Origin of the sequence: Halorhabdus sp. CBA1104 (assembly GCF_009690625.1) — an archaeon.
Lineage (GTDB): Archaea > Halobacteriota > Halobacteria > Halobacteriales > Haloarculaceae > Halorhabdus.
Genome location: NZ_CP033878.1, coordinates 74712 through 99251, shown reverse-complemented (window position 1 = coordinate 99251; position 24540 = coordinate 74712). Strand labels below are relative to the sequence as shown.

30 protein-coding genes, 1 tRNA gene and 1 pseudogene are annotated in these 24540 nt (G+C 61.8%); 24 read left to right on the top strand and 8 right to left on the bottom strand.

The features are described 5' to 3' along the window. Positions 1-164 precede the first annotated feature (164 nt). Positions 165-917 (bottom strand): DICT sensory domain-containing protein, encoded by a 753-nt coding sequence (locus tag Hrd1104_RS00565; RefSeq protein WP_154550919.1) that lies wholly within the window; start codon positions 915-917, stop codon positions 165-167. A gap of 137 nt (positions 918-1054) precedes the next feature. Here Hrd1104_RS00565 and Hrd1104_RS00560 point away from each other — a divergent pair, with 137 nt between their 5' ends. Next, a complete protein-coding gene (locus Hrd1104_RS00560) occupies positions 1055-1843 on the top strand; it encodes an alpha/beta fold hydrolase (protein ID WP_154550918.1) in 789 nt (262 codons plus the stop codon). A gap of 75 nt (positions 1844-1918) precedes the next feature. Continuing rightward, positions 1919-2632: a type 1 glutamine amidotransferase gene (locus tag Hrd1104_RS00555; protein WP_154550917.1), complete on the top strand. Its 714-nt coding sequence runs from the start codon at positions 1919-1921 to the stop codon at positions 2630-2632. Between the two features lie 45 nt (positions 2633-2677). Here the strand turns inward: Hrd1104_RS00555 and Hrd1104_RS12970 are convergent, their stop codons facing one another. Further along, the gene (locus Hrd1104_RS12970; protein WP_195837601.1) at positions 2678-2845 is read right to left on the bottom strand and encodes a DUF6757 family protein; all 168 of its coding nucleotides are present in this window, start codon (positions 2843-2845) and stop codon (positions 2678-2680) included. 81 nt (positions 2846-2926) lie between these two features. Further along, positions 2927-3703 (bottom strand): PHP domain-containing protein, encoded by a 777-nt coding sequence (locus Hrd1104_RS00550; RefSeq protein ID WP_154550916.1) that lies wholly within the window; start codon positions 3701-3703, stop codon positions 2927-2929. 128 nt (positions 3704-3831) lie between these two features. Between Hrd1104_RS00550 and Hrd1104_RS00545 the strand changes: the two genes are divergently transcribed. After that, on the top strand, positions 3832-4119 hold the full coding sequence (locus Hrd1104_RS00545) for a DUF2795 domain-containing protein (RefSeq protein WP_154550915.1): 288 nt from the start codon (positions 3832-3834) through the stop codon (positions 4117-4119). Between the two features lies 1 nt (position 4120). Here Hrd1104_RS00545 and Hrd1104_RS00540 read toward each other — a convergent pair whose 3' ends face one another. The 4 genes from Hrd1104_RS00540 to Hrd1104_RS00525 all read right to left on the bottom strand — a co-directional run bounded on the left by Hrd1104_RS00540 (position 4121) and on the right by Hrd1104_RS00525 (position 6218). Next, positions 4121-4528, bottom strand: coding sequence for a hypothetical protein (locus Hrd1104_RS00540; RefSeq protein ID WP_154550914.1), 408 nt, complete (start codon positions 4526-4528; stop codon positions 4121-4123). Position 4529: 1 nt separating this feature from the next. Beyond that, positions 4530-5216: an ATPase domain-containing protein gene (locus Hrd1104_RS00535; RefSeq protein WP_154550913.1), complete on the bottom strand. Its 687-nt coding sequence runs from the start codon at positions 5214-5216 to the stop codon at positions 4530-4532. Between the two features lie 69 nt (positions 5217-5285). Beyond that, positions 5286-5567 (bottom strand): hypothetical protein, encoded by a 282-nt coding sequence (locus Hrd1104_RS00530; RefSeq protein WP_154550912.1) that lies wholly within the window; start codon positions 5565-5567, stop codon positions 5286-5288. A 72-nt stretch (positions 5568-5639) separates the two neighbouring features. Continuing rightward, the gene (locus tag Hrd1104_RS00525; protein ID WP_154550911.1) at positions 5640-6218 is read right to left on the bottom strand and encodes a response regulator transcription factor; all 579 of its coding nucleotides are present in this window, start codon (positions 6216-6218) and stop codon (positions 5640-5642) included. Positions 6219-6407: 189 nt separating this feature from the next. On the opposite strand from Hrd1104_RS00525, the gene Hrd1104_RS00520 reads away from it, so the two are divergent. The 5 genes from Hrd1104_RS00520 (at position 6408) to Hrd1104_RS00500 (ending at position 9288) form a co-directional block, all read left to right on the top strand. Further along, complete coding sequence (locus Hrd1104_RS00520) at positions 6408-7469, top strand: anthranilate phosphoribosyltransferase (RefSeq protein ID WP_154550910.1); 1062 nt, start codon at positions 6408-6410, stop codon at positions 7467-7469. A 52-nt stretch (positions 7470-7521) separates the two neighbouring features. Then, positions 7522-7842: a hypothetical protein gene (locus tag Hrd1104_RS00515; protein ID WP_154550909.1), complete on the top strand. Its 321-nt coding sequence runs from the start codon at positions 7522-7524 to the stop codon at positions 7840-7842. A 34-nt stretch (positions 7843-7876) separates the two neighbouring features. Next, positions 7877-8263, top strand: coding sequence for a DUF5658 family protein (locus Hrd1104_RS00510; protein ID WP_154550908.1), 387 nt, complete (start codon positions 7877-7879; stop codon positions 8261-8263). A 56-nt stretch (positions 8264-8319) separates the two neighbouring features. Continuing rightward, on the top strand, positions 8320-8865 hold the full coding sequence (locus Hrd1104_RS00505; protein WP_195837600.1) for a peptidylprolyl isomerase: 546 nt from the start codon (positions 8320-8322) through the stop codon (positions 8863-8865). A gap of 72 nt (positions 8866-8937) precedes the next feature. Then, a complete protein-coding gene (locus Hrd1104_RS00500; RefSeq protein WP_154550907.1) occupies positions 8938-9288 on the top strand; it encodes a ferredoxin in 351 nt (116 codons plus the stop codon). A 17-nt stretch (positions 9289-9305) separates the two neighbouring features. Here Hrd1104_RS00500 and Hrd1104_RS00495 read toward each other — a convergent pair whose 3' ends face one another. Next, positions 9306-9845, bottom strand: a complete 540-nt coding sequence (locus Hrd1104_RS00495) for a GNAT family N-acetyltransferase (protein ID WP_154550906.1) — start codon at positions 9843-9845, stop codon at positions 9306-9308. Positions 9846-9993: 148 nt separating this feature from the next. Between Hrd1104_RS00495 and Hrd1104_RS00490 the strand changes: the two genes are divergently transcribed. From Hrd1104_RS00490 to Hrd1104_RS00415, 16 genes and pseudogenes are all read left to right on the top strand, one after another. After that, a complete protein-coding gene (locus tag Hrd1104_RS00490; protein WP_195837599.1) occupies positions 9994-10947 on the top strand; it encodes an MFS transporter in 954 nt (317 codons plus the stop codon). Then, on the top strand, positions 10944-11138 hold the full coding sequence (locus Hrd1104_RS00485) for a hypothetical protein (protein ID WP_154550904.1): 195 nt from the start codon (positions 10944-10946) through the stop codon (positions 11136-11138). The genes Hrd1104_RS00490 and Hrd1104_RS00485 overlap by 4 nt, the downstream gene beginning before the upstream one ends. 138 nt (positions 11139-11276) lie before the next feature. Beyond that, positions 11277-11351 (top strand) — tRNA-Val (locus Hrd1104_RS00480). A 493-nt stretch (positions 11352-11844) separates the two neighbouring features. Then, the gene (locus Hrd1104_RS00475) at positions 11845-13722 is read left to right on the top strand and encodes an ABC transporter substrate-binding protein (protein ID WP_154550903.1); all 1878 of its coding nucleotides are present in this window, start codon (positions 11845-11847) and stop codon (positions 13720-13722) included. A gap of 262 nt (positions 13723-13984) precedes the next feature. Further along, the gene (locus Hrd1104_RS00470) at positions 13985-15076 is read left to right on the top strand and encodes an ABC transporter permease (RefSeq protein ID WP_154550902.1); all 1092 of its coding nucleotides are present in this window, start codon (positions 13985-13987) and stop codon (positions 15074-15076) included. A 5-nt stretch (positions 15077-15081) separates the two neighbouring features. After that, positions 15082-16626, top strand: a complete 1545-nt coding sequence (locus tag Hrd1104_RS00465) for an ABC transporter permease (protein ID WP_154550901.1) — start codon at positions 15082-15084, stop codon at positions 16624-16626. After that, a pseudogene (locus Hrd1104_RS00460) lies at positions 16626-17722 on the top strand (ABC transporter ATP-binding protein). The gene Hrd1104_RS00465 and the pseudogene Hrd1104_RS00460 overlap by 1 nt, the downstream one beginning before the upstream one ends. Further along, positions 17715-19052: an ABC transporter ATP-binding protein gene (locus tag Hrd1104_RS00455; protein ID WP_154550900.1), complete on the top strand. Its 1338-nt coding sequence runs from the start codon at positions 17715-17717 to the stop codon at positions 19050-19052. Before Hrd1104_RS00460 ends, Hrd1104_RS00455 begins: the two are co-directional and overlap by 8 nt. Then, a complete protein-coding gene (locus Hrd1104_RS00450) occupies positions 19042-19449 on the top strand; it encodes a hypothetical protein (RefSeq protein ID WP_154550899.1) in 408 nt (135 codons plus the stop codon). The genes Hrd1104_RS00455 and Hrd1104_RS00450 overlap by 11 nt, the downstream gene beginning before the upstream one ends. A 50-nt stretch (positions 19450-19499) precedes the next feature. Then, positions 19500-20045 (top strand): hypothetical protein, encoded by a 546-nt coding sequence (locus Hrd1104_RS00445; protein ID WP_154550898.1) that lies wholly within the window; start codon positions 19500-19502, stop codon positions 20043-20045. 75 nt (positions 20046-20120) lie between these two features. Next, complete coding sequence (locus Hrd1104_RS00440; RefSeq protein ID WP_154550897.1) at positions 20121-21095, top strand: aldo/keto reductase; 975 nt, start codon at positions 20121-20123, stop codon at positions 21093-21095. Positions 21096-21139: 44 nt separating this feature from the next. Next, a complete protein-coding gene (locus Hrd1104_RS00435) occupies positions 21140-21415 on the top strand; it encodes a hypothetical protein (RefSeq protein ID WP_154550896.1) in 276 nt (91 codons plus the stop codon). A 90-nt stretch (positions 21416-21505) separates the two neighbouring features. Then, on the top strand, positions 21506-22222 hold the full coding sequence (locus Hrd1104_RS00430; RefSeq protein ID WP_154550895.1) for an ABC transporter ATP-binding protein: 717 nt from the start codon (positions 21506-21508) through the stop codon (positions 22220-22222). Next, positions 22219-23466 carry an ABC transporter permease gene (locus Hrd1104_RS00425; RefSeq protein ID WP_154550894.1) on the top strand — a complete coding sequence of 416 codons (1248 nt, stop codon included), beginning with the start codon at positions 22219-22221 and terminating at the stop codon, positions 23464-23466. Before Hrd1104_RS00430 ends, Hrd1104_RS00425 begins: the two co-directional genes overlap by 4 nt. 88 nt (positions 23467-23554) lie before the next feature. Then, complete coding sequence (locus tag Hrd1104_RS00420; protein WP_154550893.1) at positions 23555-24115, top strand: DUF1684 domain-containing protein; 561 nt, start codon at positions 23555-23557, stop codon at positions 24113-24115. 77 nt (positions 24116-24192) lie between these two features. Further along, entirely contained in the window at positions 24193-24489 is a 297-nt protein-coding gene (locus Hrd1104_RS00415) for a hypothetical protein (protein ID WP_154550892.1), read from the top strand. The last annotated feature ends 51 nt before the right edge of the window (positions 24490-24540 follow it).

Sequence of the window (24540 nt, the reverse complement as noted above, 5' to 3'; positions counted from 1 at the left end):
ACAGAACTAGGGTTTGCCGTCCCGTGTCACGACCACGAGAGGGGATCCCTCGATGAGCGCGGCCGATTTGCCCGCCACCGACGAGGACACGTCGCGGGGTCGGGGTCGTGCCTGGGAGGTGTCACGGTCTGTCCGGTTCAGAGATCAGCTCGGCTGAAAAGCAGTTACTGCCCGTAGGTCGTTTCGAGGTGACCCAGGATTTCGTCGACTAACTGCGGCTCGAACGTCCAGTAGCCCCGGTACTCGTTGGAGTCGATCTCCTCGGCAACCAAGGCAGCCTTGCGGTCGTCGTTGCCGCCGCCGTCGTGGACGACGAACCACGAGGTCTGCAACTCCTTGGAGTCCCCAGCGTGGACAGTCAAATCGTCGGCAAACGACGGAGGCTCCCAGCCGCCGATACCGTAGACGTGCGTATCCACGTCCGACGCCGCCAGCGTCCGGTAAGTGGCCTCGGTCCCACGTTCGTCCCGGATCCGGGAGAGTTGCTGAAACGAGGAGTGGAGAGTGCCGTCGTCAGTTTCGAGGGCGAGCGATTCGATATGTCTGGAGATGTGGATCAACAGGAATTTCTGTTTGTCCTCGACGGTGAAGGTGACGTCAGAGAGATGGGCAACGACTTCCGGCGTCTCGACATCCTCGACGGGAACGGTCCCGGTCACGTACAGGTCCGAGTTGACCAACAACAGCGTGTCACTGACGTCGTTCATCCGTGAAACCGCAAGCGACCCCGTCTGTTCGTCCTGCAACAGGACGACGTCGCTCGGGGCATCGGGATCGTCGGACTCAGAGACAGTGACTGTCTCCGCGTCGAACATATCAGACAGCATTCGATAGAGCGGATCGACGGACTCCCGGTTGAGGACGGTCACCGTCTTTTCCCGGTCGTCGAACGCATCGATAAATGCCGAAATCCCCATTAGAAGCGTATAGGGACCCAGTACCTAAAGATTCAGTGGTCGGGACAACACGGGCGTCCGTCAGCGGCCTCGCCGCACAGAGTCGGACCCAATGTGCGACCGGCGACCATAAATCAGCCCCGATCTAACTAGAGCGTATGCCGACAGTACGGAACGGCGAGGTCTCCCTCAGGTATGCGACGGCCGGGGAGGGACCGACCGTCGTCTTCGTCAACGACGTCGGGCTCGGGGCGTGGTACTGGAGTTATCTACAGCCAGCCATCGCCGGCCCCTACGAGACGATCGTCTGGGACCTGCGCGGGACGGGTGACTCAGACGCGCCCGATGGCCCATACGCGATGACAACGCTCGTCGAGGATCTGGCGACGGTGGTCGCGGCCCTGGAAGCGCGTCGAATCCACGTGGTCGGGGCCGGACTCGGCGGGGCCATCGCCCTGGAGTACGCGCGAGGCAACGACAACGTGGCGTCGCTGGCTCTCCTGGGAGTCGCCGAAGGAGCGGCCGTCGACGCCGACAGGCTGGCGTCGCTGGCAGCGCCATTGGACGACCCCGACGCCTTGCGGGAATCGCTATCGGCCGGGTTCACACGGAGCGTCCCTGCCGAGTATCCGGACGAAATCGAGCGGATGGCCAACTGGCGAGCGACAGACGACGCCGACCCGGACGGTCACGCGGCCCAGCGGGCGGCGTGGCGCGAGGCCGATCTGCCCGATCGCTACGAGGTCACGACGCCCACGCTTCTCGTCAGTGGCGCTGCAGACCGGATCGTCGATCCGGCGGCGACGGCGAGACTGGCAGCCGATCTTCCCCGTGGCGAACACACCCGGATCGAAGGGGGCCATCTGTTTCCCGTCAGCGAGAGCCAGGTCGTTGGCGACGAACTGCGTGCGTGGCTGGACGAACAGACCGAAAGCCGCCTGGAGTAAAGCGGACCGTCGGCGAGCGGGGCGAATGCTGCCAGTACTGAGACGTTTTTACTCATTGGACCCCGACGACGGGCAATGGCACGGCCACGGCTCGCGTTACTCAACGCTGCCCACGACGGCACGGATACCCGGCGAAACTTCCGGCGCGAACTCGACGCCGATCTCGTCGAGTTCGACGCCACCGGGCGTGAGTTACCGGAGACGTTCGCGTTCGATGGCTTCGTGGTGACGGGTTCGCGGGCGTCGGTCTACTGGGCGGAGCCGTGGATCGCGGATCTGAAGGCGTGGGTCGAGGAAGCCATCGAGACAGGTCTTGGCGGCCTGGGCGTCTGTTTCGGCCACCAGCTCGTGGCTGCTGTCCTCGGTGGCGACGTCGAGGCGATGGACGACTACGAGATCGGCTATCGGGAGATCGAACGGACCGGCCCCTCGAGGCTGCTGTCGGGGATCGACCGCACGTTCACCGCGTTTACGACCCACTCCGATCGGGTCGCCACGCTGCCACCGGGCGCGACGCGTTTGGCCGAAAACGAGTACGGCATCCATGCCTTCCGGGCGGGGACCGTCTTCGGCGTCCAGTTCCACCCCGAATACGACCAGGCGACCGCACGCGCCGTTACCCGGAGCAAAGACGAACTCACAGACGAGCGCAAAGCCGCCGTCCTCGATGGCATCACGCGACCGAGCTATCTGGCTGCCTGTACAGCCAAACAGGTCTTCGAAAACGTCACACAGGAGTTGGGAGACAACGAGCACGGCGCTGGGAGCGGGACGGTCGCGGGCGACTGAACGGGCGAAAGTACACCTGAGAGAACAACCGTTGCTGGCTGACGCTTACGAGCGGTCGATATCGAGGTCGAGATCGTCCTCGACGCCCGCAATCCAGTCGCCGTCGGCGAGTTCCGACATCCGCTGATGGAAGTGCTCCTCACAGAGTCCCACCTTCAGGGCATCTTTCTCGACCGCGACCTCGGCCCCGCGGTCACAATAGTGACACTGCATACCTGATACCTGGACGGCAAGCACATTGAAGGCACCGCTGTTGTCTGACAGAAGGCAGACGGTTCGACAGGAGACAGACAGTCAATACGCCAGCCGAGCGCGAAATCGCTCGTGGGCCGGCCGATCGAGTCCAGCCGTCCCGAGCGTCGTCCCGTGGGCGTCGCTGCCGCCAGTCGCAAGCAGGTCGTCTTCGTCGATCGCGCGCTCGACTGGCGTCCGATCGACGCGCCCGTCGTACGGATAGGCCAGTTCGATTGCATCGAGATCACGAGCGTGTGCGAGCGCGGCGTCCGGATCGTCGTACCGCAACGGATGGGCGAGGCTGACGAGCGAACAGGCCGCGGTCAGCAATTCGTGCCCTCGCTCGAAAGACGGGATCTCGCGGGCAACGTAACACGGGCCGTCCTCGCCGATCAAGTGTTCGAAGGCACCCGCGACGTCGTAGGGGGCCTCGCTGTCGGCGATGGCCGCTGCGATGTGTGGCCGGCCCACGCCCGGCTCGAAAGAGACGTCGAGTTCGACGTCGAGACAGGCCTCGACCTGCGCGACGATCTCTCGGGCGCGCTCGATCCGGTTGGCCTGCAAGCGCTCGAGTTCCGTTCGTAACGCCACCGTCGGGGTGAGGCCGTAGCCGAGCAGATCGAGCAACTGGTCGTCGGCCCGGACCCGGAGTTCGATCCCGGCGATGACGGTCACACCCTGGCGCTCGACCCATCGTTCCGTAACCGGGGGCAGGCGATCGTGATCTGTGATCGCTACTGCATCCAGCGACGCCCGCCGTGCGGCCTCGGCGACCGATGTGGGCGATAGCTGCCCGTCCGAGCGCGTCGTATGGACGTGCAAGTCGGCGACGACCATGTGTGGCCTTCGAGCGGGCGCGCATTTTCCGGTTCCGGTTGTCCCACCTAACTGTGAGTGACACCCACCCGCAATAATTGTATGATTAATTGTGAAAGTTTATTAGCGTCCGTGACGTGCACAGTCGTATGCGAACGATCCAAGACGCGAGCGATCGACTCGGCATGCACCGGTATCCAACCACGAGAGACGAACTCCTAGCCGCTCACGGTGACATGGAAATCGAGTTTTCCGACGGGTCAGAGACCCTAGCCGAGATCCTCGGTCGCCTCGACAGCGAAACCTACGATAGTCACGAAGAAGCGACAGCTGCGATGTACTCGGCGGTCAGCAGCATGGCCATCGGGCGGAAGTACTACAGCGACAGGGACCCGTTCAGTCCGGGGACAGACGGACGCGACCAGACCTCGCTGTAACTCACTTTCTGAGGAACTCGGGTAGTCGTTCCCGTTCGAGTTCGTCATCGAGCGGCCGGTCCAGCAGGTCCAGATCGTCCAGTACGGACGGGAGGCCATCCCGCCCACCCGTGGGCACGTCGTCTTCGTCGACCGTCGTTTTCGGCCCGTCGTCCTCGACGAGTGACTCCCAGACGGTCTCCTCGTCATCGATGTCGTCACGCTGTCCGGAGGCCTTTCGCTTGCCCTCCTGGTAAGCGAGTTCGACGATACTACGGTCGTAGGAGTTTGCGACCGTTTCCAGAATCCGTTCGTATTCGTCAGGACGTGGCTCGCCCAGCACGGCCGCGACCCCGAGAGCAAAGGCCCGTTCGGTGGCTGCTGGCTTCTCGAGTGTCTCCCAGTCGGTACCGTAGCTGCGTTCGTACATGTCAGGTCTTGACTTTCCGGTCTGCGTGGACGTGGAGCCCGCCGTCCGAGAATTCGATCTCGCGAATGTCACAGTCGATGGCGGTCCCGCGCATCTTGATCACCTGAATACCCCGTTGCATCCCACCGGACTCTAAGAAGTTGTGGAAGAAGATAACACCGTGGGCCAGATAGTGCTCGTCGGAGTAGGCACTGGGGTCGGTCATCTCCGAGATGAGGATGATCGTCGCGTCAGTCTGTTTCAGCGCCGAGAGAAACCCCGTGATCTCGTCGTCGACGTCACTGAAAAAGTGCTGGAGTAGCATCGTCGAATCGATAACGACCCGATCGATCGCGTTTGACTCGATATACGCGACCAGCCGATTGGTCAGTCCGCCTTCCTTGCCGAACTGCGAGATGGCCCGTTTGCCGGGTTCGGTCACGAGGTTCAGAAACTGCACGGCATTGGACTGGATCGCCCGGTCGAAGCCGAATTCGAAGCCAGCCATGTCCTCGCGTAGTTCCGATTTCGTCTCGTGCATCGTCACGTACAAGCAGTTTTCGCCCGCCTTGGCGCCCTGCGTGATGAACATCGAAGAGAACGTCGTCTTGCCACTGCCCGGCGGCCCGCTGACAACGTAGAGGCGATCGGCCAACAATCCGCCATCGACGAGTTCGTCGAACCCAGGCACGCCACTGGCGACACGCATATCGGTACCGACGGGACCTCGCCACTAAGGTGTTTTCTTCGGCATTCTCAGCGCTGAAAGACCGATCTCTCAACGAAGTTGCCCCAGACACTCCCGGCAGTAAGTGTAGGGCGGTTCGCGCTCGTTGTCCGTCCCGCAGTGGCGACACTGGATCGTCTCCCCAGAATCGGTACCCGGTGGCGCACGCTCACCAGTCTCGGCCGCCGGCCGGACGGGTGAGTCCCGATCGATCGGACTCGAAGACGGGCCATCCAGAGACGCCCCGTCCCCCCGAAGATACCAGTAGATGAGCGCCTGAAAAAACAGGAATCCCAGGAGGGACACCAGGAGCCAGCCCCAGATGGATGGCATGTGGTAACTTATGTCGTCATCGTACTTGTGCGTTGCCCTCAGGCCAAAGCCGAAGTCGACACGAGAGACAGTTCACTCGGAGTGATCCTGGAGTTCCGTGAACATAGCCGGGAAGTCCGCGTCATCGACGGAGTGCAGCGTCTCGTCGAGTTGTGCCCGGAGAGTATCCCGGTGGTCGATGAGGTCCTGAAAGGCGTCGCTGCGCCGCAGTTCCGCCTCACTCTTGTTTGCCCGGAGCGTCGCCAGCTTCGTCGTGATGCGATAGAACTCCTGGAACTGCGCCTCGTAGGAGCGAAAGGTGAGCAATCGTTCGATGGTCTCGAACAGTTCCTCACGGGAGACTGGCTTCGTCACGTAGTCGTCGAAGGGCATCTCGATAACGTCGAAATCGGGGTCGACAGCAGTGACCATGGCCACGCGGGAGTCGAGGCCACGGTCGCGGACCGTCGAAAGCACCTCGTCTCCGGAGATTCCCGGCATGCGCCGGTCGAGCAAGACGACGTCGACGGTCTCGTCGACGGTCTCTAAAGCCTCTTGGCCGCTGTAGGCGGTCAACACCGTATACCGCTCTTCGAGTTGGGCCGCGTACGCGTCTGCGACGTCGCTCTCGTCGTCGACGACCAGCACAATCGGTGCGACACTGGCTGACATCTAACGATGAATACTGGCATGGCCCACCAGATAAGGTTTCTGGCGTGCCACCGGACAGCGCCGGGTCGAACGGGTTCTCGACAAGACGTGGGCCGGATGCTCGACTGATACCCCCCATCGTGTCACCGACGGCCGCGAACGCTCGCCGGTATCCCGTGGCTTAAGCCCGACTCGCCACCACGTGCGAGCATGACTGACGACGACGCCGAAGAGTGGTCCCTCCAACGGCTGCTGACCGAGGTCGTCGGCTCCGGCCACAAGTCGGCCGACGACATGACTCGGGAACAGGCCCGGCAAGCGATGGCGCGCATCCTCCGTCGTGACCCGGCCGAAACGACGCTCGGTGCCTTCTGGCTGGCCAACCGCTGGAAGCGCAATACGCCGACCGAACTCGCGGCCTTTCTCGACGTGCTCGAGGCAGAAACGGTCACGCGAGTCCGCCCGGACGTCGATCCCGTCGACTGCGGGGCCAACTACGACGGGAAAGGGTCGACGGCCCTGCTCGGGGTCGCTGCGGGGCTGGTCGCCGCCGCGGCCGGGACGCCCGTCGTCGTCCACAGCGGCGATCGCATCCCGACCCAAAAACAGCCGGCCTACAAACACGTACTCGACGAGCTCGGAGTCCGGACCGATCTCGACCCGGACGCGAGCGCCCGAATGGTCGAGGAAGTTGGCTTCGGGTTCTACTACCAGCCCCGGTTCGCACCAGCGGTGACCGCGTTGGCAACCCGGCGCGAAGAGATGGGCGTCAGAACGTTTCTGAACACCATCGAGACGCTTTCCAATCCCGCCGGGTCGTCCGTTCACCTGGGGAGTTTCTACCACCTCGCGTTCGCGAAGAAACTCGCCGGGACGCTCGACCGATCTCGTGAATCGACGTTCGAGCGTGCCCTGTTCATCCAGGGACTGGAAGGCTACGACGACGTTCGCCCAGGTTCGACGACGATCGCCGAGTGGGACGGCGGCGATGGCGTCGCGGACGCGACAATCGAGACCGCCGAGTACGGCTTGGGCGCGAGCGAGGACGCCCTCGAAGTGGCGGACGTGATTGGGGACTCGGCCGCGATCACCGAGGCGGTCCTGGCCGGCGATCGGACCGACGCCTTCGCCGACGCCGTTGCCCTCAACGCGGCACTTCGCATGTACGCCCGCGAGGACGTTCCCGACATCGCAGCCGGCGTCGACACTGCACGCGATATTCTCGACCGTGGTGAGGCGACGGCGAAGCTAGCGGCATTGCGGTCGTTTTGAGTCCCCAGCCAACGCCCGCGGATCTATAGTGGTCCGGACCGTTGTCTCGTGTATGGTCGAAGTTTCGTATTACTGCCCGTACTGTGGGGCGGTCACGAGCATCGAGCGAAGCCCGGAACTCCGGGACGGGTCGGTCCGGCCACAGCCGGACACCGACCGGGAGTACGCGGCGACGACCGGCGACCTCGCGGCCGCCGATGGCATCGAGTTTGTCTGCCTCGGGGACGTCGATGCGCCCGAACGGGCCGTCGAGGACGTTGCCACGTCGACGACCGGCCGGCCAGACGGCCCCATCCCTGGCAAGGACGGCTGTGGCCGGACGTTCTATCTCAATTACTACCGCTCGCCGACGTACGACGATCGACTGTCCTAAGCGGCGAGGACCCAGCCCCCACCCTGATGAAAGCATGGATCCGAAAACCCTGCCCGAACGAGTCGTGCCGGCGTGGTTCCAGGCGGGCCTAGTCGCCCTCGAAGCATTCCTCGAACCGCGGCCGCTGCCGGAATCGGATGCCGTCCTGTGGGCGGTCGTCCTCGTCGGTGCGGCGATCGACGTCGTGACCACGATGGTTGGGGTCGCTGCGGGCGTGCCCGAAGGGAACGCAGTTGCGCGCGCGTTCATGGAAACCTACGGGACGCCGGGCATCGGGGCGTTGAAACTCCTGGCCCTCGTGGTGCTCGTGTTGACCTGGCACTATCTGGATGGCCGGTCGGCACGCCTCGTCCTGTTTGGGTTCGGTATCGTGACGCTGGTGGTAGTCGCCCTCAATACGGTGACACTGGCGGGCCTGTAAACATCTGCCCGCCGCCGACCACCACGGTTATCCATCCCCCACTCGTCGACACAGCCATGAGCGATCTGACTGCGACCCTCGAAACGACACACGGCGATATCGAAGTCGAGCTGTACGACGAGCGTGCGCCCCGCACCGTCGAGAACTTCGTCAACCTCGCGACCCACGACCCGGCGGCAAACGCCGATCCCGCCCCCGACACGCCGACCTGGGAAGATCCCGAAACCGGCGAGACCCGCGGTGACGCCTTCTACGAAGACATCGAGATCCACCGCGTCATCGAGGACTTCATGCTCCAGATGGGCGACCCCACGGGCACCGGCCGGGGCGGCCCGGGCTACACCTTCGACGACGAGTTCCACGACGAATTGGGCCACGACGGCCCCGGCGTCCTCTCGATGGCCAACCGCGGCCCCGACACGAACGGCTCGCAGTTCTTCATCACGCTCGATGCCCAACCGCACCTCGACGGCGACCACCCCGTCTTCGGCGAAGTGATCGACGGGATGGACGTGGTGCGGGAGATCGGCAGCGTCGAGACCGGCCCCCAGGACAACCCGGTCGAAGACGTCCGGCTCGAATCGGTCACGATTCAGGACTGAAGTGGCCCTGCAGTTCGGGCGTGATTTGTGGCGACCGCTAGTGGCATACCGCCGGCGACTGATTGGGTTGATATGAGCGACGACGGGCCAAACGAGGGGGCGATCGATCCCGCCTCGGTCGGTGAGCGCGACGCGCCACCGATCGCGGAAAAACCCTACAAGATCATCTTCGAGGCCAACAAGTGTATCGGCGCGGGCAAGTGCGCTCAGGTGGCCGACAACTGGGACCTCGATCTGGAGACGGGCATCGCCCGGCCGAAGGGCTACTTCATCGACGAGACGGAGCTCGAAGAGAACGTCCGCGCCGCGGCGGTCTGTCCGGCCAAGAAAGACGACGGCGTGATCCACGTGATCGATCGCCGGACTGACGAGGAGATCGCCCCCGATCCTCACGGAGACGGAACCGTCTCGGTCGACTGGTAACGACGCCGGAAGTCACCTCACTCGACGTCGAGATCCCACTCGTCTGCGAGCAGGCCGTACCAGTGGACGTCCCGAAACCCGCCATCGGAGAAGACTGCCTCGCGGTGAACGCCTTCGTGCGTGAATCCGAGATTTTCGAGAACGGTTCGTGAAGGGCCGTTACCGTCGAATACCTTCGCTTCGATGCGGTGAAAGCCCAGGTCGCGAAAGCCGTACTCGACGAGCGTGCCGACGGCATCGGTCGCGTACCCGTTACCGTGATGCTCCGTCGCCACCCAATAGCCGAGTTCTCCACGCCAGGCGTCCGCTGAGACTTCGTGGAAGCTCACCATACCGACCGGCTCTTCGGCGACCGTGATCAGGAGGTGAATCGTCTCCTCGTCGGAGATGGTCTCCTCGTAGAACTCCTGGAGTTGCTCGCTGTTGGAAGGAAACGGCCACCCGAGTGTCCGCCAGACGCCCGGGGCCGAGCGCTCGCGTTGGATGAACCCGAGGTCTTCGTCCTCGATCGTCCGCAGCGTCACCGTCTCTCCGTCCAGAAAGACTGGTCCCGGCATGTCGGCGTCGTTCGACCGATCTGTGGTTAACTGTATCGGAACAACGACCGCTGCGTGTTGTTTCCTGCTAGAGAGAAATGTGAAGGCTTTTTCATCACAAGTGCAAGCGCGGATAGATGAACGAAATCGGTCCGGCTGGTGGGCGAGCATGCTGAGCGACGAGCGTCGCTACCAGTTGCTGTATCTGGTGTTGTACGCCGCTGGAAACGGCATCGCCGGGTATCGAAATATATTCTTCGAGGACATCGGGCTCTCGGAGTCCCAGATGGGACTCATCGGTGCGGTACTGGTCGGTGCAGGCATCGTCGCCCAGCCGATCTGGGGGATGGTGGCCGACGCGTATGGTCGGACGAAACTCGCGATGGCCATCGGCGCAGTGGTGTCGATACTCGGGGGACTCCTGTTCCCTCTCGGGATGGTTATCGAGTCGCCGTTCGTCCTGATGGTCGTCGCCGCCGGGATCTACTCGGCGTTCCGCTCGCCGATCGTCCCCCTGGCGAACTCGATGGTCCTGTCCAGTGGCATCGACTACGGCAATGTCCGGGCCTTTGGGAGCATCGCTTTCGGTGTCGGGATCCTCGCGCTTGGCCCGCTCGTCGAAACCTTCGGGACGGCGACGATCTTCGCGGTCTACGCGATCGGGATGGTCGTGTTCGTCATCTCGCTTCGCGGGCTCCCGAAGCCGTCGGCGAGCGAGTTGTCGCCGGACTTACGCGAGGACAGTTTACAGCTGTTGACCAAGCCTGCGTTCGTGTTGCTGTTGGCGGTCGGCCTGCTCATCGGCGCCTCAACCACGACGGCAAATTCGTTCTTCTCGGTGTACATCCGCGCGATCGAGGCCAGCGACGCGATGACGGGTGCAGCCTGGTTCGTCCGCACACTGGCCGAGGCGGCCGTGTTCGTCTGGATCGTGCGCCTGGGCTGGCGCCACCGGACGCAGTTGCTCGTGGGAGCGATCGTCCTTGCTCTCAGTTTCGTCCTGTACGTCGTCCCGGGAACGCTTCCCGCCGTCTTCCTGGCCCAAGTTCCACAGGGGCAGGGTTTGCCCTCTTCACGCTCGCGTCAGTATCACTCGCCCACGAGTACGCGCCCGACGCGATGAGCGCCTCGGCCCAAGCGCTGCTTGCAGCACTCGGCCTCGGAACGGGGCGGGTGTTCGGCCAGGTCGTGGGTGGCTGGATCGCCAACCTGGTCGGCGTCCAAGACATGTACATCTTCGTCGTACTCGGAACAGGACTGGCCGCCCTGTTGACCGTCGGGTTCTTCCATCGAGGCATTCGGGCCACCCAGTGATGCCATTCCAGCCTGCCAGTTGCTCTCCCGGGAGAAACAGCGGTGCCGAGCGGCCTGGCTCGGTCGTGGAGTCGGGCGATTCCGTTTCGAAACCTTCAATTGCATCTGCGAGAGAGACAGAAATGCATCGAACCGAACGGGTTGGTGGTCTAGGTTGGTTATGACACCTCCTTGACATGGAGGAGGTCGGCGGTTCAAATCCGCCCCAACCCACTTCTACGGGCGCTACGTCACCAGCAAAGCGAATGATCAGCGCCGGCTGTTGGCGCAAGCGGATTTGAAGCAGGGAGTGGAACGTGAGCGAGCGGTAGCGAGTGACGTTCAAGCGGTTCAAATCCACGCCCGTCGTTCTGTTCAGGCTGACGGCAGCGATGGAAGACGAAACCGGCAGCGTGGCAAGCAGATATGATCCAAAGAGGACAGACACAGAGGGTGAGTCGTAAGTGAAGCCAGCCCCGACAGAAGCCAGAGATTCGTCACTACCAGCAGTACCGAGCCACGCGGCCCGATAGCATGCTAAATAGAGACACGTTAGGAAGTCAGATTAAAGCGTGGCCGGGAGCCGCCAAAAGAGGAGGAATTATAATTATACTATAGAATAAATATGGCCAAATGCCCGGCACGCCGTCTCATCAACTCGAAATCAGATATAAATGTAGCCAGTACCAGTAAATATAAACGTTCGTCTTTGTTACGTGGTCACATCATGTCTGACGACAGTGAAATGAACCGACGGCGGTTCCTCAAAGCGACCGGCGCTGCAACGGTGAGTATCGGACTGGCCGGCTGTGGTGGCGGAGACACCGAAACCGAGAGCGGCGAGACGGCAACCGAGACCGAGACCGAAAGCGACGGTGGAGACACCGGAACCGAGGCCGAGAATGACGGATACGAGCCTCCAAGTTCCTACCCCTATGGCCTCAACGAGGCGAAAATCGGTGAAGCCAAGCGGGTGATGGAAGAGGCAGGCTACGGGCCAGACAACAACTACGATCTCGACTGGCTGCAGTACCAGAGCCCGGCGTGGAAGGAGATGGCGAACACGATCCGTGCACGCCTGGAAGCCGCTCACATCAACATGAACATCAGCGACTCGGACTTCGGGTCGCTGCTCGAAACCACCCAGAGCGGGAACCACGAGGCCTACACGCTCGGGTGGGTCGCCGACTACCCTGGCGCCCAGAACTTCCTCCAGCTCGTCGACCCGGAGAACACGATCTACGACGCCGAAAGCTACACACCGAACGGCGAGACGTTGTTCTGGTCCGAAGACACGAAGGGCGATGAGGAAATTCGCCAGTACGTCACCGAGCAGTTCGATCGGGTCCAGAACAACCCCGGTCTGGGTGACGAGGCCCAGAGCATCCGTGACGAGGCCACCATCAACATCGAGCGAGCGCTGTGGGACTCGGCGGCACTACTCCCGGTCTATCACACCGTCGACCAGCTGTTCTGGTACGATCGCGTCGACTACAACCCGCCGGGCGGGATGGGTCCCTCGCGAGCGAAAGACAGCATCTCTGTCAACAGCTTAGAAGGCGATGACGTCCTCAATGGGACCTCGAGCACGTTCAGCTCCCTGGACCCGGCCGCCTCTGGGAACACCCAGAGCGGGGACAAGGTGATGAACATGTTCGACGCGCCGATGAACTACGTCAACGGGACGACGGAAGTCGAATCCCTCATCGTCGAGGACTACACCGTCAGCGACGATCTCACCGAGTACGAGTTTACGCTCAAAGAGGGGGTTCAGTTCCACGGCGACTACGGCGAGGTGACCGCTGACGACGTCGTCTACTCGATGCGGCGACTCATCGAGTCGGACAATTCCACGAACACGTACTTCCCGCTGTCGGTGCTCCAGATCGAACACGAGACCGACGACGACGGTAACGTCGTCCCCGAGACGGCCGCCGTCGAAGCGACGGGCGAGTACACGTTCACGATTTCGCTCGCCGCGCCGTTCGGCTACGCGCTCGAAGTGCTCGCCTACTCGGCGTTCTCGGTCGTCCCCGAAGGAATCGTCGGTGACATCGAGGGCTACGATGGCGATATGGCCTGGGAAGAGTTCTCGACGAGTCCGGTCGGTTGTGGACCGTTCGTCTTCGAGCAGTGGCAAGAGGGCAACGGTGGCGAGTTCCGCGCGACAGCCTTCGAGGACTACCACGGCAAAGTCCCTGACTTCGACCTCCACGACGCGATCATCACCGATACCACCGCCCTTTACAGCTACTTCCAGAACGGGAACGCCGACGTCGCTGGGATCCCGACGGCCCAGTACAATCCCGAGCTGGCTACCGAAGAGTCGACCAACGAGCAGGGCCAGACGCTGGGGACGTACGGGCCGATGAGCGATGGGACGGAAGTGAACATGGTCTCGACACCCTCGATCAACACGTACTACATCGGCTTCAACATGGAGAAGGTGCCAAAGCCCGTCCGCGAGGCAATGGCCTACGTGCTCACCCGTGAGGACTTCGTCGAGAGCGTCTTCAAGGGCCGCGGTGAAGCGGCCTACCACTTGGTTCCCAAACAGGTCTTCCCCGGTGGAGCCGAAGGGTACGACTCGAATTACCAGGAATAGGCACGGACACAGCCGCGATACGAACCCGCTGCTGGACTCCAATCGATATTGTTAAACCGATATAGCCGATACCACGATCGGATAACTTAGTCATGCCCTCGATGGAGCCATCGTCGTGGCTGACGATACCGTCCCCTGAACGACAAGGTATCGTACTGTCGTCTCGATCGTCACCGGACCACCGGAAAGACACAGATAACGACGCTCTCCAGAGTGGCAGGACACACGACCGTCTCAGACAGACGCTGCGTGGAGGGACGAAATGAACCGTTTACTGTACCTGTTCAAACGGCTGTTGCTCGCTGTCCCCGTGTTCCTGTTCGGGATCACGATGAGTTTCATGGTCCTCTATCTGGGGCCGATCGACCCCGTATTGAACATCCTCGGACAGGACGCCACACCGGAAGACATCCGTCAACTGAAAGTTGCACTCGGACTCATCTACCAAGACGGCTCGACAGTCCCACTCTGGTCGCAGTATCTGAAGGTCCTCACCGACCTCCTCACGTTCGATTTCGGCCAGTCGTGGATCATCCAGCGTGGCACGCCAGTCGGTGACCTCATCCTGAACCGAATGCCTGTGACGCTGTGGCTCGGGTTCTGGTCAGTCGCCGTCGCATTGGTGGTCGGTATTCCCGGCGGGCTGTACGCCGGTCTCCGGGCCAACACCTGGCGAGACTACATCGCCTCGGGCGGAGGCATCATCTGGCGGGCGATGCCGAACTTCTGGCTCGCGGTGATGGTAGTCGGATTACTCTCTGCCGGCGGTCTCCTGTCGTTTTACCCCGATCTCTGGATTTCGACCGACGTGATCGGGACGTCCGACGCAGTGTCGAATATGTTCGGCAGCATACATCTATTTGCTGGCATTCCACTGCTAGAAGCGATCTGGATCCCCGTCCCGAAGTGGACAAACATCGCCACTGCAATCAAGTGGATCCTTCCGGCGGCACTCGTCTTGGGATCGTCCTCGATGGGTAACGAGATCCGAATCGGTCGCACAGCCGTCCTCGAGAGTATCAACTCGAAGTACGTCGAGACCGCAAAGGCAAAGGGCGTCTCCGGGCGGCGAATCGTGACCAAACACGTCGGCCGCAACGCCTTGATCCCACTCCTCCCGATCATCATGGGCGAGTTCTATCTGCTGATCGGAGGTTCCGTCCTCGTCGAGAAGGTCTTCTCGATCCGGGGACTTGGCAACATGTTCTTCCGGGGCGTCCTGGGGCCTGACATCCCGCTCGTGATGGCGCTTGTCTTCTTGTTCATCATCGTACAGGTGACCGTGAACATTGCCCAAGACATCCTGTATACGTTCATCGATCCGCGGATCACGTTGGAGGACACAGAGAGGTGACATCGATGTCGGATACTACAGCTACCACGACGCGCGAGGAGTTGACCGGGTTCGAACGCGTGCGGCTCCGAACGCGAATCGCCGAATCGCCACGGCCGTTCCTCCGGTGGCTCGCCGTGCTACTCGCCTTGATCGCCGTCGAGTTCGGCACGTACGCGGCACTCCTGTTCGCCACACTCGAACGGACGTTCGTCGGCGTGACGGCTCTCGTCGAGTTGCTCGTCGGGGCCGTCGCCGGGGGTGCAACGAGTACAGTCCTCGACGTTCAAGCAGCCGGCTCGACGTTTTTGACGGGTCTGGCGGAGTGGGCCGGCTCGCTCCCGACGCTGTTGGGCCGGGAAACGATCCCCAATCAGGGGTATATGGCCGGCCCGAACGGCCCGTGGAAAGGGACGTTCCTGGGACTGGAGCCTGCACTCGCGTGGGCACTGCGACTCACGCTGATCGTCGTCTACGCACTGCTCGTGAGCTACTGGCTGTACCGTGGCTGGAAGGTCTATCGCGATCACTACCGGCAGGCCGACTGGACACCGACCGACGACATGGTCAGACGGCTCCGGGGCCACCGCTGGGGACAGTTCGGCATTCTCGTCCTCTTGTTGTACCTGACGATGGCGATTTTCGGGCCGGCACTCGGGCCGACGACCGTCGAACAGAACATCCAGAGTTCCTACAGCCACGAGATCAAGTACTACGACGCAGAAGCCGAATCAGTCGAAACAGTCTTCGTCGGCGACGCCAACTTCAACTCGAAATCCAAGGGGAGCGGTGAGAACGTGGGGCCGATGACCTACGACAACTTCGACCGGTTCCATCCATTCGGGACACTGAGTAACGGGCGCGATCTGTTCACGTTCCTCATGGGTGGCGCCCGGATCACGATGATCGTCGCTGGGATGGCAATCGGGATTGCGACACTCATCGCGGCCGTACTGTCGATGGTCTCGGCGTACTACGGCGGTTCGATCGATCTGGGCATCCTCACCACTGCCGACGGGATCGTCTCAGTCCCACGGTTGATCCTGTTGATCATGGTGAGTGCGGTCTTCGCGAACCACTGGCTCGGGAACATCTTAGACGGCGGGTTCATCCTCGCGCTCGTGTTCGCGTTTACGACCTGGCCGCTTCTCTGGCGGGCTGTACGTGGGCCGGCCCTCCAGGTGGCCCAAGAGGAGTGGGTCGATGCCGCACGAAGCTTCGGGCAGCGCCCGCGCACGATCATGCGCAAACACATGCTCCCGTACATCGTGGGCTACCTGCTCGTGTACGCCTCGATGACGACCGGTGGTATCATCATCAGCCTCTCGGCGCTGTCGTTCCTCGGTAACGGGCTCGGGATCAGTGCGCCGACGCCGGCCTGGGGACGGGCTGTCTCGCTCGGCCAGAGCTACGTCGCGACGTCATCGTGGCACATCTCGCTGCTCTCTGGGCTGATCATCGTCGTGCTGGTGACCGGCCTCAACGCCTTCGGCGACGGCATTCGGGATGCGATCGATCCCGAGACCGAAAGCGCCGAAGCCGAAGAGGCGGCTGCAGGGGGTGGTGCCTGATGTCCCGTGAGGAAGCTGCCGAGAGCGCACGCGGGGAAGGTGAGCCGCTGCTTTCGGTCCGAGATCTCCAGACAGTCTTCCATACCGACCGGGAGACGATCCGGGCCGTCGACAGCGTGAACTTCGATGTCTATCCCGGCGAAACGGTCGGTATCGTCGGTGAATCGGGCTCGGGCAAGAGCGTCACCGCCCGCTCGATCATGGGCCTGGTCGACTCCCCGGGAGAGGTACTTCCGGAATCGTCGATCCGATTCAAGGGCCAAGAGTTGACGGCATTCTCCGATGCCGAGTATCGGCAAATCCGTGGAAGCGGGATCGGTATGGTCTTTCAGGACCCCCAGCAGTCGCTCAATCCCGTCTATACGATCGGCAATCAGATCCGGGAAGCCTTGGAGATCAATCGCGGGATCACAGGCGCACAAGCAACCAAAGAGGCGACAAAACTACTGGAATCAGTGGGTATCCCCGACGCGAAACGCCGTCTCGACGAGCACCCACACGAGTTTTCCGGAGGGATGCGCCAACGGGCAGTCATCGCGATGATGCTGGCCTGTGAACCAGACCTGCTGATCGCCGACGAGCCGACGACCGCACTCGACGTGACGATTCAAGCACAGATACTGGATCTGCTAAAGGACCTCCAGGCGGAGCGTGACCTTGCAATCCTGTTCATCACGCACGACATGGGAGTCATCGCCGATATCTCCGATCGCGTGAACGTGATGTACGCTGGACAGATCGTCGAGAAGGCGTCAGTCGAGAACCTCTTCGATCGACCAGAGCACCCATACACGCGTGCCCTCATCGAGTCGATACCGGGCGAACACTCCCGTGGAGAGGGCTCAACACCATCGAAGGCGAAGTGCCGACCCCGAACGCCCCGGCCGACCACTGTCGGTTTGCGCCTCGGTGTCCACAGGCGTTTGGCGCCTGCGACGAGATGGCACCCCAACACATCGACGTCGGCGAGACAGTCGAACACACCGCAGCATGTCTGCTCTATCCCGAAGACAAGACAGAAGACGAACGGCTCAAGCACCACAGAGCACTAGCAGACCGGGAAGATGTCGAAACAGAGGTGACTACAGATGAGTAGCGGGATCGAACAGCCCGAACAGGCGGCACAGTTGGGTGAGACGCTGATCGAGGTCGAGAATCTGAAAAAACACTACGGTGACGGCGGTATGTTCGCCAGTTCCTCCGTCAAAGCCGTCGACGGCGTGAGCTTCTCGATCAAACGCGGGGAGACACTGGGACTGGTCGGTGAGTCTGGCTGTGGGAAAAGCACGCTCGGGCGAACGCTCGTTCGCCTCGAAGAGGCGACCGAGGGGACCATTTCCTTCGACGGGACTGACATTACGACACTATCGGGCGAGGAGCTGAAAGACTGGCGTCGGAACGCCCAGATGGTCTTTCAGGACCCCCAGTCTAGCCTGAACGACCGGATGACAGTCGGAGAGATCATTCGCGAACCGCTCGACGCCCACGACTGGAAGACCAAAACGGAGCGCCAAGAGCGAGTGTTGGACCTGCTGACGTCGGTCGGGCTCCGGGAGGAACACTACTATCGGTATCCCCACCAGTTCTCGGGCGGCCAGCGCCAGCGAGTCGGCATCGCACGAGCGTTAGCCCTCGAGCCGGAGTTTCTGGTCCTCGACGAACCAGTCAGTGCACTCGACGTCTCCGTGCAAGCGAAGATCATCACGCTGCTCGAGGATCTCCAAGAAGAGTTCGATCTCACGTACCTGTTTATCGCCCACGACTTGGCGGTCGTGAGGCACATCTGTGATCGGGTCGCAGTCATGTACCTCGGGAAAATAATGGAGATAAGCGACACCGAGGCAGTCTATGCGGACGCGCACAATCCCTACACGCGGTCACTCCTCTCGGCGATCCCACATCCGGATCCGTCGGCATCTTCCCGTCGCATCACGCTACCGGGGACTCCACCAAGTCCCCGCGATCCGCCGACAGGCTGTCAGTTCTCGACGCGGTGTCCGGCCAAGATCCGGCCAGAGGGATACGAAGACGTCGACGAGGCGGTCTGGGACGCGATCGAACGCTTCCGGGAAGTCGTCCGTGAGCGGTCACGAATGAATCTCAGTGCCGTCAATCGCCTCAAACGTCAGCTCGGACGCTTCTCGGCGTACGACGACATCGACGAGACAGTCGCAGACTTCTTTGGCGACCTCGATGTCCCGGCAGACGTCGACGAACACATCGAAACGGCTGCCCAACTGGTAAAAGAGGGACGGCCGACAGATGCACGCGACCATCTGAACGACGCGTTCAACGGCGTCTGTGACCTCAAGCGGCCGGACTTTCACCCTGTCGGGGAAGCCGAGCACATGAGCTACTGCCACCGTCACGAATCTGACTACGAGGACGTAAAGCCGGTCATCGAGCGTCGTACCAGTGACTCTTAGCAGGTTGCGGTACGCCGAGTTCGCGCTGTGGGTCGGGTACGTCTCGGCAGTCGTGGTGCTTGTGCTGGCCATGCTATCGCTAGTGTTTGGCGATGGGCTGATAACACTCAAGTACGCGCTGTTCGTGGTCGGATTTCTGTTGTTCGGCGTTGGCACGTTCGGCATCCAGCCGACGCCACACGGACGTGGGCCGGTCTCCCGGCTGTTCGGGATGAGCGTCGAAGGGGACCAAGCCTTCGGGTTCGAACAACGGATCCACACGTTGCCGCCGCTTGCGGGCACGCACCTCCCACGCGAGGCTTGTGTGAGCCGCGACGTGAAGGTGTTCGTCACCAGCCTCGTCTTGCTGGGTGTTTCGATCCTGCTCGAAGTCGGACTCGGCGTTACCGCCGGGTAAGGGCCACGGCGATGGGCACTCCTTAATGGTGTGGGGCTGTATCAGTACCCATGGTCAGACTCGGCCCCGACGACGTGTCCTTAGACGACGGCGAACGATTGCTCGCGACCAGCGAACAGGCCCACAGTGGGTGGGAACAGACACTACAGGACGCCGAGGCGATGGCGAGAGACCGGGCCGCCAACGGCTTCGAGACGCTCGTACTCACATCCGACGATACGACGCCCAAACCCCCCGACTCGGGCGAGGACGAAGAGTGGGGACTAGTCTACATCGTCCCGAGCAACCAGGCTGGAGAGTTGGAGTCGTTCGCTGATCGAGCAACCTTCGAGGAAACGGTCGTCTACCAGGCGACGAGTAGCGGTCACGCCTTCGTCGTCACAGAATGTCTCGACCTCGACGAACAGCTGGCGCTGTTCGTTGCCGGGACCTACCGGATGCAACACGCCCCGCCACTGGTCCGGGCGGCCCTCGAACGCGAAAAGATGTTCACACACGTCAAACAGCTCGATGGCACGCCGGTGGGAACAATCGAGCACGACGATCCCGAGCAGTTTTTCCCCGATCCCGAGCAGTTCTACGCCTTCGAGATGTAGTCCACTCCAATTACAGGTGATGATATAGTCATTCACACGTAACAGATTTGGCGCTGGGTAGCGAACAGCCACTGTATGGAGTACACGACACTCGGTTCGACCGGAATGGAAGTCAGTGAGCTGTGCCTCGGGGCCATGAGCTTTGGCGACGAGGAGCCCTGGATGCTCGACGAGCAAGCAAGTCGGGAGATCATCGAACGTGCAATCGATCTTGGCGTCAACTTCTTCGATACCGCGAACGCGTATTCCGACGGCAAAAGCGAGGCGATTCTGGGCGATATTCTCGACGAATACGACCGTGACGAGCAAGTTGTCGCGACGAAGGTTCGCTTTCCCGTCGGCGAGGAGACGCCCAACGCCGCCGGGCTCTCACGCAAGACGATCCAACAGGAACTAGCGAACAGTCTCGATCGGTTGGGCATGGACACGATCGATCTCTACCAGACTCACCGAGTCGATCCGAACACGCCACCAGAGACGACGTTGCGGGCGCTGGACGACGCCGTCCGGCAGGGAAAAGTCCGGCACGTCGGGACCTCCTCGATGTGGGCCTATCAACTGGCCGAGCGCCTGCAGGTGAGCGAGCGCGAAGATCTCGTGAGCTACGAGACGATGCAAAACCACTACCACCTGGCTTACCGCGAAGAAGAGCGAGAAATGTTGCCCCTGACCGACGAGGAAGACATGGGTGTGATCCCGTGGGGGCCGCTCGGCCAGGGCTTCCTGACGCGCCCGTTCGAAGAGCTAGAGGCGACCGACCGCGGCGACCCCGAGAACTTCCACAATCCGACCGACCAGTACACCCGTGGCGGAGGCAGAGAGATCAACGAGCGTGTTCAGGAACTGGCCGACGAATACGGCGTGACGATGGCCCAGATCGCCCTGGCCTGGCAGTATCAAAACGAGTACGTTACGGCCCCGATCGTCGGGACGACCAGCGTCGAACACTTAGAGGACGCCGTCGAGGCCATGGAGATCGATCTCACCGAGTCGGACGTCGAGTATCTAGAAGAACCGTACGAGCCCCAACCGATCATCGGTCACGAGTGAGAGCAACTCGGAGGGTTCAAGAGGGCACCGACGAACGCTCAGACGTGGATCGACAGCGCCTGCACGCCCGGCTTGTCGAGCGGTTCGAGGCCGACCGAGACGTTGCTCGGATCGTGGCCCGAGAAGCAACCGACCTGGCGGACCGAGGGGTGTACGAGGCTGATTTCGACGAGTCACTGGGTGTCGAGATCGTCATCACGAATCTGGCCGACGCGCCCGACGGATCGACACTCGCCGAGCGCTGGAACTGGTGGCTCGGGGCATTGGAACTGTCTCACGGAGCCTATCAGCGCTTTCGGGTTCGTCCCGACGTGGTCTGAACTCGCAAACGCCGTGTGTTTCTCAGCGGCCGATACTGTCAGGACCAAAAGTGTAATTGAGGCCCTGTGAGACAATCACGACGAGAACCGATGGGTCCCACAGCAGTCCAGGTAGCCGGCCTGGAAAAACGATACGACGACGTACAGGCCCTCCAGGGCGTCTCCTTCAGCGTCGAGCCCGGCGAGATATTCGGACTGGTCGGCCCCAACGGCGCTGGCAAGACCACGACGTTACGGACACTCTCGACACTGTTGAACGTCGACAGCGGAACCGTGTCCGTGTTCGGCACTGACGTCCAGAGCGATCCCAACGCGGTACGTAAGCGTATCCGGTACCTGCCCGAAGACGCCGGGTCCTACGACAACCTCACCGGCCGGCAGTATCTGGAGTTCGTCGCGGACTTCTACAGCGACAGGCCCGAGGAACTCGTCGAGCGTGGCATCGAAATCGCCGACCTGGACGAACGCATCGAGAGCAAGACCAGCGAGTATTCGAAGGGAATGACCCGGAAGCTCCTGCTTGCGAGTACGATCATGACCGAACCGGACCTGGCGATCTTAGACGAGCCGACGTCGGGGTTAGACGTCGAAAACGCCCGGACGATCCGGAAAACTGTCAAGGAATTTCCCGGCCAGGATCGCAGCGTCCTGCTGTCGAGTCACAACATGCTCGAAGTCGAATACTTGTGTGACCGGATCGGGCTACTCAACGACGGCCAGATCGTCGCCGACGGTGCCCCACAGGACGTGATCGAAACGTACGACGCCGAAAATCTCGAAGAGGCCTTTCTGGAGGCGGTGGCATGAATCACTTCTGGCGACTACTCTGGAAGGAGACTCGCGAACTCCTCCGGCCACGGTACCTCCTCCCGATCCTACTGATTCCCGTGATATTCGTCGGGCTGGGTCAAGGAATCGGAGGCATCGACGATACCACAGCTGGTCAACCCGAGATCGGCATCCTCAACGAAGACGACGGCCAGTACGGCGAACTCGTCAACGCGACCATCGGTCAGAACGCCTCGGTCGTCTACTACGCCGAATCGGGCGACCCAGCCGCTGCTGTCGAGATGGTCGACGAACGGGGTGGTGAAGCATTGATCGTCATCCCCGACGGGTTCACCGAACGCATCCACCAGCGGAAGGCTGGCACCGTCGGCGTTCACTCGGTCGTCAGGTCGCTCAGCCTCTCGGGCATCTCGTCGTCGGCACAGGTCGATCAGCGCCTCCAAGCGACCGGTCGCGTCCTGACACTGAACGTCACCGGAACGACACCAGCGATGCTCGATCCGATCCGGCCGGCGTACACGACGTATCTGGAAGGCACGACGCTCGAAAATACCTCGCCCGGGACACTCTCGGGGTCGTTCGCCACGCAGTTCATCTTCATCCCCGTTGTCATCATGTTCGTGATCATCTTCTCCGGCCAGATGGTGATCAACTCGATGGGGGCCGAAAAAGAGAACAAAACGCTCGAAACCCTGTTGACGATGCCCGTCAAACGATCGACGATTGTCGCGGCGAAACTCGTCGGCAGCGCCTCGATCGGACTGCTCGGGGCGGCCCTCTATACAGTCTCGATTTACTACTATCAGTCGTCGTTCACCGACGGCACAGCGAGTGCAGCCCTCTCGCTGGGAATTGTCGACTACGCGATCGTCGGGATCTCGCTGTTCCTCTCGCTGGTCGGCGTCCTCGCGCTAGCACTCGTGTTGGGCATTTTCGCCGGCGACCGCCAGGGTGCACAGATGCTGCTGTTTCCCATCTCCATTCTGGCGATCGTGCCCATGTTCGCGACGATGTTCACCGACGTCGCCAAATTGTCGCTGCCGCTCCGGGCGATCCTGCTCGCGATTCCGTTCACCCACCCGGCGATCGCCCCCAAACGACTGCTGTTGAACGACACCACGATGGTTATCGGCGGGATCGTCTACGAAGCGATCTTCGCGATCGGGATGATCTGGCTCGCGATCCGGGTCTTCAACTCCGATCGGCTCGTGACGGGTAGTTCCGGCCGCGTCGGTCAGTGGTTGAGTCGCCTCCAACAGTAAGCGAGGGCGGCAGGATGCCGCGGGCATCCTATGGTGTTGAGTGAGACGCGCAATACCGTTAACTGTCCGGGGGCCGTATCGACGCGTGATGAGCACCGAAGATTACAGCCAGCGAATTCGCGAACAGCGTGGGGAAAAGGAGACGTATTTCGCCGATCATCCGCGATCCCCGATCCCGAATCACGCCGCGTTCCCCGGACTCGAGTACTACGAGGTAGACCCGGCCTATCGCTTCGAAGTCCCGCTGGAAGAACACGACGAGAAAGCGGAGCTCACGGTCGAAACGACCGCAGACGGCAAGCAACGGTACGTCCGGTACGGCACATTCACTGTCGAGATCGACGACGAATCCGTCACGTTACAGGCCTACCGGCCCGCATCGGGCGAGGATCGCTTCTGGGTGCCGTTCCGCGACGCGACGAACGACGGCGAAACGTACGGCGCTGGCCGGTATCTCGACCTCGAACCCGAAAGCCAGCAGACGGACGACGGCGAATGGATCCTTGACTTCAACCAGGCGTATAACCCAACCTGTGCGTACAATGGGGCCTACGAGTGTCCACTCGTTCCCACGGCAAACTGGCTCGATATCCGTATCGAGGCTGGCGAGAAAGACTATCCAGGCGAAACGGTCGGTCACGACGACTGAGCAGCCAGCCGTGACAGGCAACTCGCGGGCGATCGGGACCGACAGTTCCTTTGAGCCAGGTCCCGCGACGATACACCATGGACATCGACCGTTCAGAACTTGCGATATACGTCTACAACGTCGCACTCGTCATGTCCGGTGGGTTCCTCGTCGCGGAACTCGGGATCGAGGATCCGCTGGCGATGGGTGGAATGGCCGCCGTGGTCGGCCTCGTCTGGAGTGTCTACTACCATTTCAGTATGATGCCGCGGCTCGAAGCGATGCGACAGGGCGTGTTCATTCCCGAAGACGAGGAGTTCCTCGACGAGGACGACGGTGACGGGCCGGACGAAGACGAAGATCACGAAGGAGCACAGGCACCGTGGGAGGCCTAGTGGCCGGCAGCGTGTCACCACCTCGTGTGGCAACCACGAGTGCCAGCTGTG

What these genes read in the sequence shown, in the direction of transcription:
- Hrd1104_RS00565 (WP_154550919.1), bottom strand. Translation starts at nt 917, where the DNA reads ATGGGGATTTCGGCATTTATCGATGCGTTCGACGACCGGGAAAAGACG.
- Hrd1104_RS00560 (WP_154550918.1), top strand. Translation starts at nt 1,055, where the DNA reads ATGCCGACAGTACGGAACGGCGAGGTCTCCCTCAGGTATGCGACGGCC.
- Hrd1104_RS00555 (WP_154550917.1), top strand. Translation starts at nt 1,919, where the DNA reads ATGGCACGGCCACGGCTCGCGTTACTCAACGCTGCCCACGACGGCACG.
- Hrd1104_RS12970 (WP_195837601.1), bottom strand. Translation starts at nt 2,845, where the DNA reads ATGCAGTGTCACTATTGTGACCGCGGGGCCGAGGTCGCGGTCGAGAAA.
- Hrd1104_RS00550 (WP_154550916.1), bottom strand. Translation starts at nt 3,703, where the DNA reads ATGGTCGTCGCCGACTTGCACGTCCATACGACGCGCTCGGACGGGCAG.
- Hrd1104_RS00545 (WP_154550915.1), top strand. Translation starts at nt 3,832, where the DNA reads ATGCGAACGATCCAAGACGCGAGCGATCGACTCGGCATGCACCGGTAT.
- Hrd1104_RS00540 (WP_154550914.1), bottom strand. Translation starts at nt 4,528, where the DNA reads ATGTACGAACGCAGCTACGGTACCGACTGGGAGACACTCGAGAAGCCA.
- Hrd1104_RS00535 (WP_154550913.1), bottom strand. Translation starts at nt 5,216, where the DNA reads ATGCGTGTCGCCAGTGGCGTGCCTGGGTTCGACGAACTCGTCGATGGC.
- Hrd1104_RS00530 (WP_154550912.1), bottom strand. Translation starts at nt 5,567, where the DNA reads ATGCCATCCATCTGGGGCTGGCTCCTGGTGTCCCTCCTGGGATTCCTG.
- Hrd1104_RS00525 (WP_154550911.1), bottom strand. Translation starts at nt 6,218, where the DNA reads ATGTCAGCCAGTGTCGCACCGATTGTGCTGGTCGTCGACGACGAGAGC.
- Hrd1104_RS00520 (WP_154550910.1), top strand. Translation starts at nt 6,408, where the DNA reads ATGACTGACGACGACGCCGAAGAGTGGTCCCTCCAACGGCTGCTGACC.
- Hrd1104_RS00515 (WP_154550909.1), top strand. Translation starts at nt 7,522, where the DNA reads ATGGTCGAAGTTTCGTATTACTGCCCGTACTGTGGGGCGGTCACGAGC.
- Hrd1104_RS00510 (WP_154550908.1), top strand. Translation starts at nt 7,877, where the DNA reads ATGGATCCGAAAACCCTGCCCGAACGAGTCGTGCCGGCGTGGTTCCAG.
- Hrd1104_RS00505 (WP_195837600.1), top strand. Translation starts at nt 8,320, where the DNA reads ATGAGCGATCTGACTGCGACCCTCGAAACGACACACGGCGATATCGAA.
- Hrd1104_RS00500 (WP_154550907.1), top strand. Translation starts at nt 8,938, where the DNA reads ATGAGCGACGACGGGCCAAACGAGGGGGCGATCGATCCCGCCTCGGTC.
- Hrd1104_RS00495 (WP_154550906.1), bottom strand. Translation starts at nt 9,845, where the DNA reads ATGCCGGGACCAGTCTTTCTGGACGGAGAGACGGTGACGCTGCGGACG.
- Hrd1104_RS00490 (WP_195837599.1), top strand. Translation starts at nt 9,994, where the DNA reads ATGCTGAGCGACGAGCGTCGCTACCAGTTGCTGTATCTGGTGTTGTAC.
- Hrd1104_RS00485 (WP_154550904.1), top strand. Translation starts at nt 10,944, where the DNA reads ATGAGCGCCTCGGCCCAAGCGCTGCTTGCAGCACTCGGCCTCGGAACG.
- Hrd1104_RS00475 (WP_154550903.1), top strand. Translation starts at nt 11,845, where the DNA reads ATGTCTGACGACAGTGAAATGAACCGACGGCGGTTCCTCAAAGCGACC.
- Hrd1104_RS00470 (WP_154550902.1), top strand. Translation starts at nt 13,985, where the DNA reads ATGAACCGTTTACTGTACCTGTTCAAACGGCTGTTGCTCGCTGTCCCC.
- Hrd1104_RS00465 (WP_154550901.1), top strand. Translation starts at nt 15,082, where the DNA reads ATGTCGGATACTACAGCTACCACGACGCGCGAGGAGTTGACCGGGTTC.
- Hrd1104_RS00455 (WP_154550900.1), top strand. Translation starts at nt 17,715, where the DNA reads ATGAGTAGCGGGATCGAACAGCCCGAACAGGCGGCACAGTTGGGTGAG.
- Hrd1104_RS00445 (WP_154550898.1), top strand. Translation starts at nt 19,500, where the DNA reads ATGGTCAGACTCGGCCCCGACGACGTGTCCTTAGACGACGGCGAACGA.
- Hrd1104_RS00440 (WP_154550897.1), top strand. Translation starts at nt 20,121, where the DNA reads ATGGAGTACACGACACTCGGTTCGACCGGAATGGAAGTCAGTGAGCTG.
- Hrd1104_RS00430 (WP_154550895.1), top strand. Translation starts at nt 21,506, where the DNA reads ATGGGTCCCACAGCAGTCCAGGTAGCCGGCCTGGAAAAACGATACGAC.
- Hrd1104_RS00425 (WP_154550894.1), top strand. Translation starts at nt 22,219, where the DNA reads ATGAATCACTTCTGGCGACTACTCTGGAAGGAGACTCGCGAACTCCTC.
- Hrd1104_RS00420 (WP_154550893.1), top strand. Translation starts at nt 23,555, where the DNA reads ATGAGCACCGAAGATTACAGCCAGCGAATTCGCGAACAGCGTGGGGAA.
- Hrd1104_RS00415 (WP_154550892.1), top strand. Translation starts at nt 24,193, where the DNA reads ATGGACATCGACCGTTCAGAACTTGCGATATACGTCTACAACGTCGCA.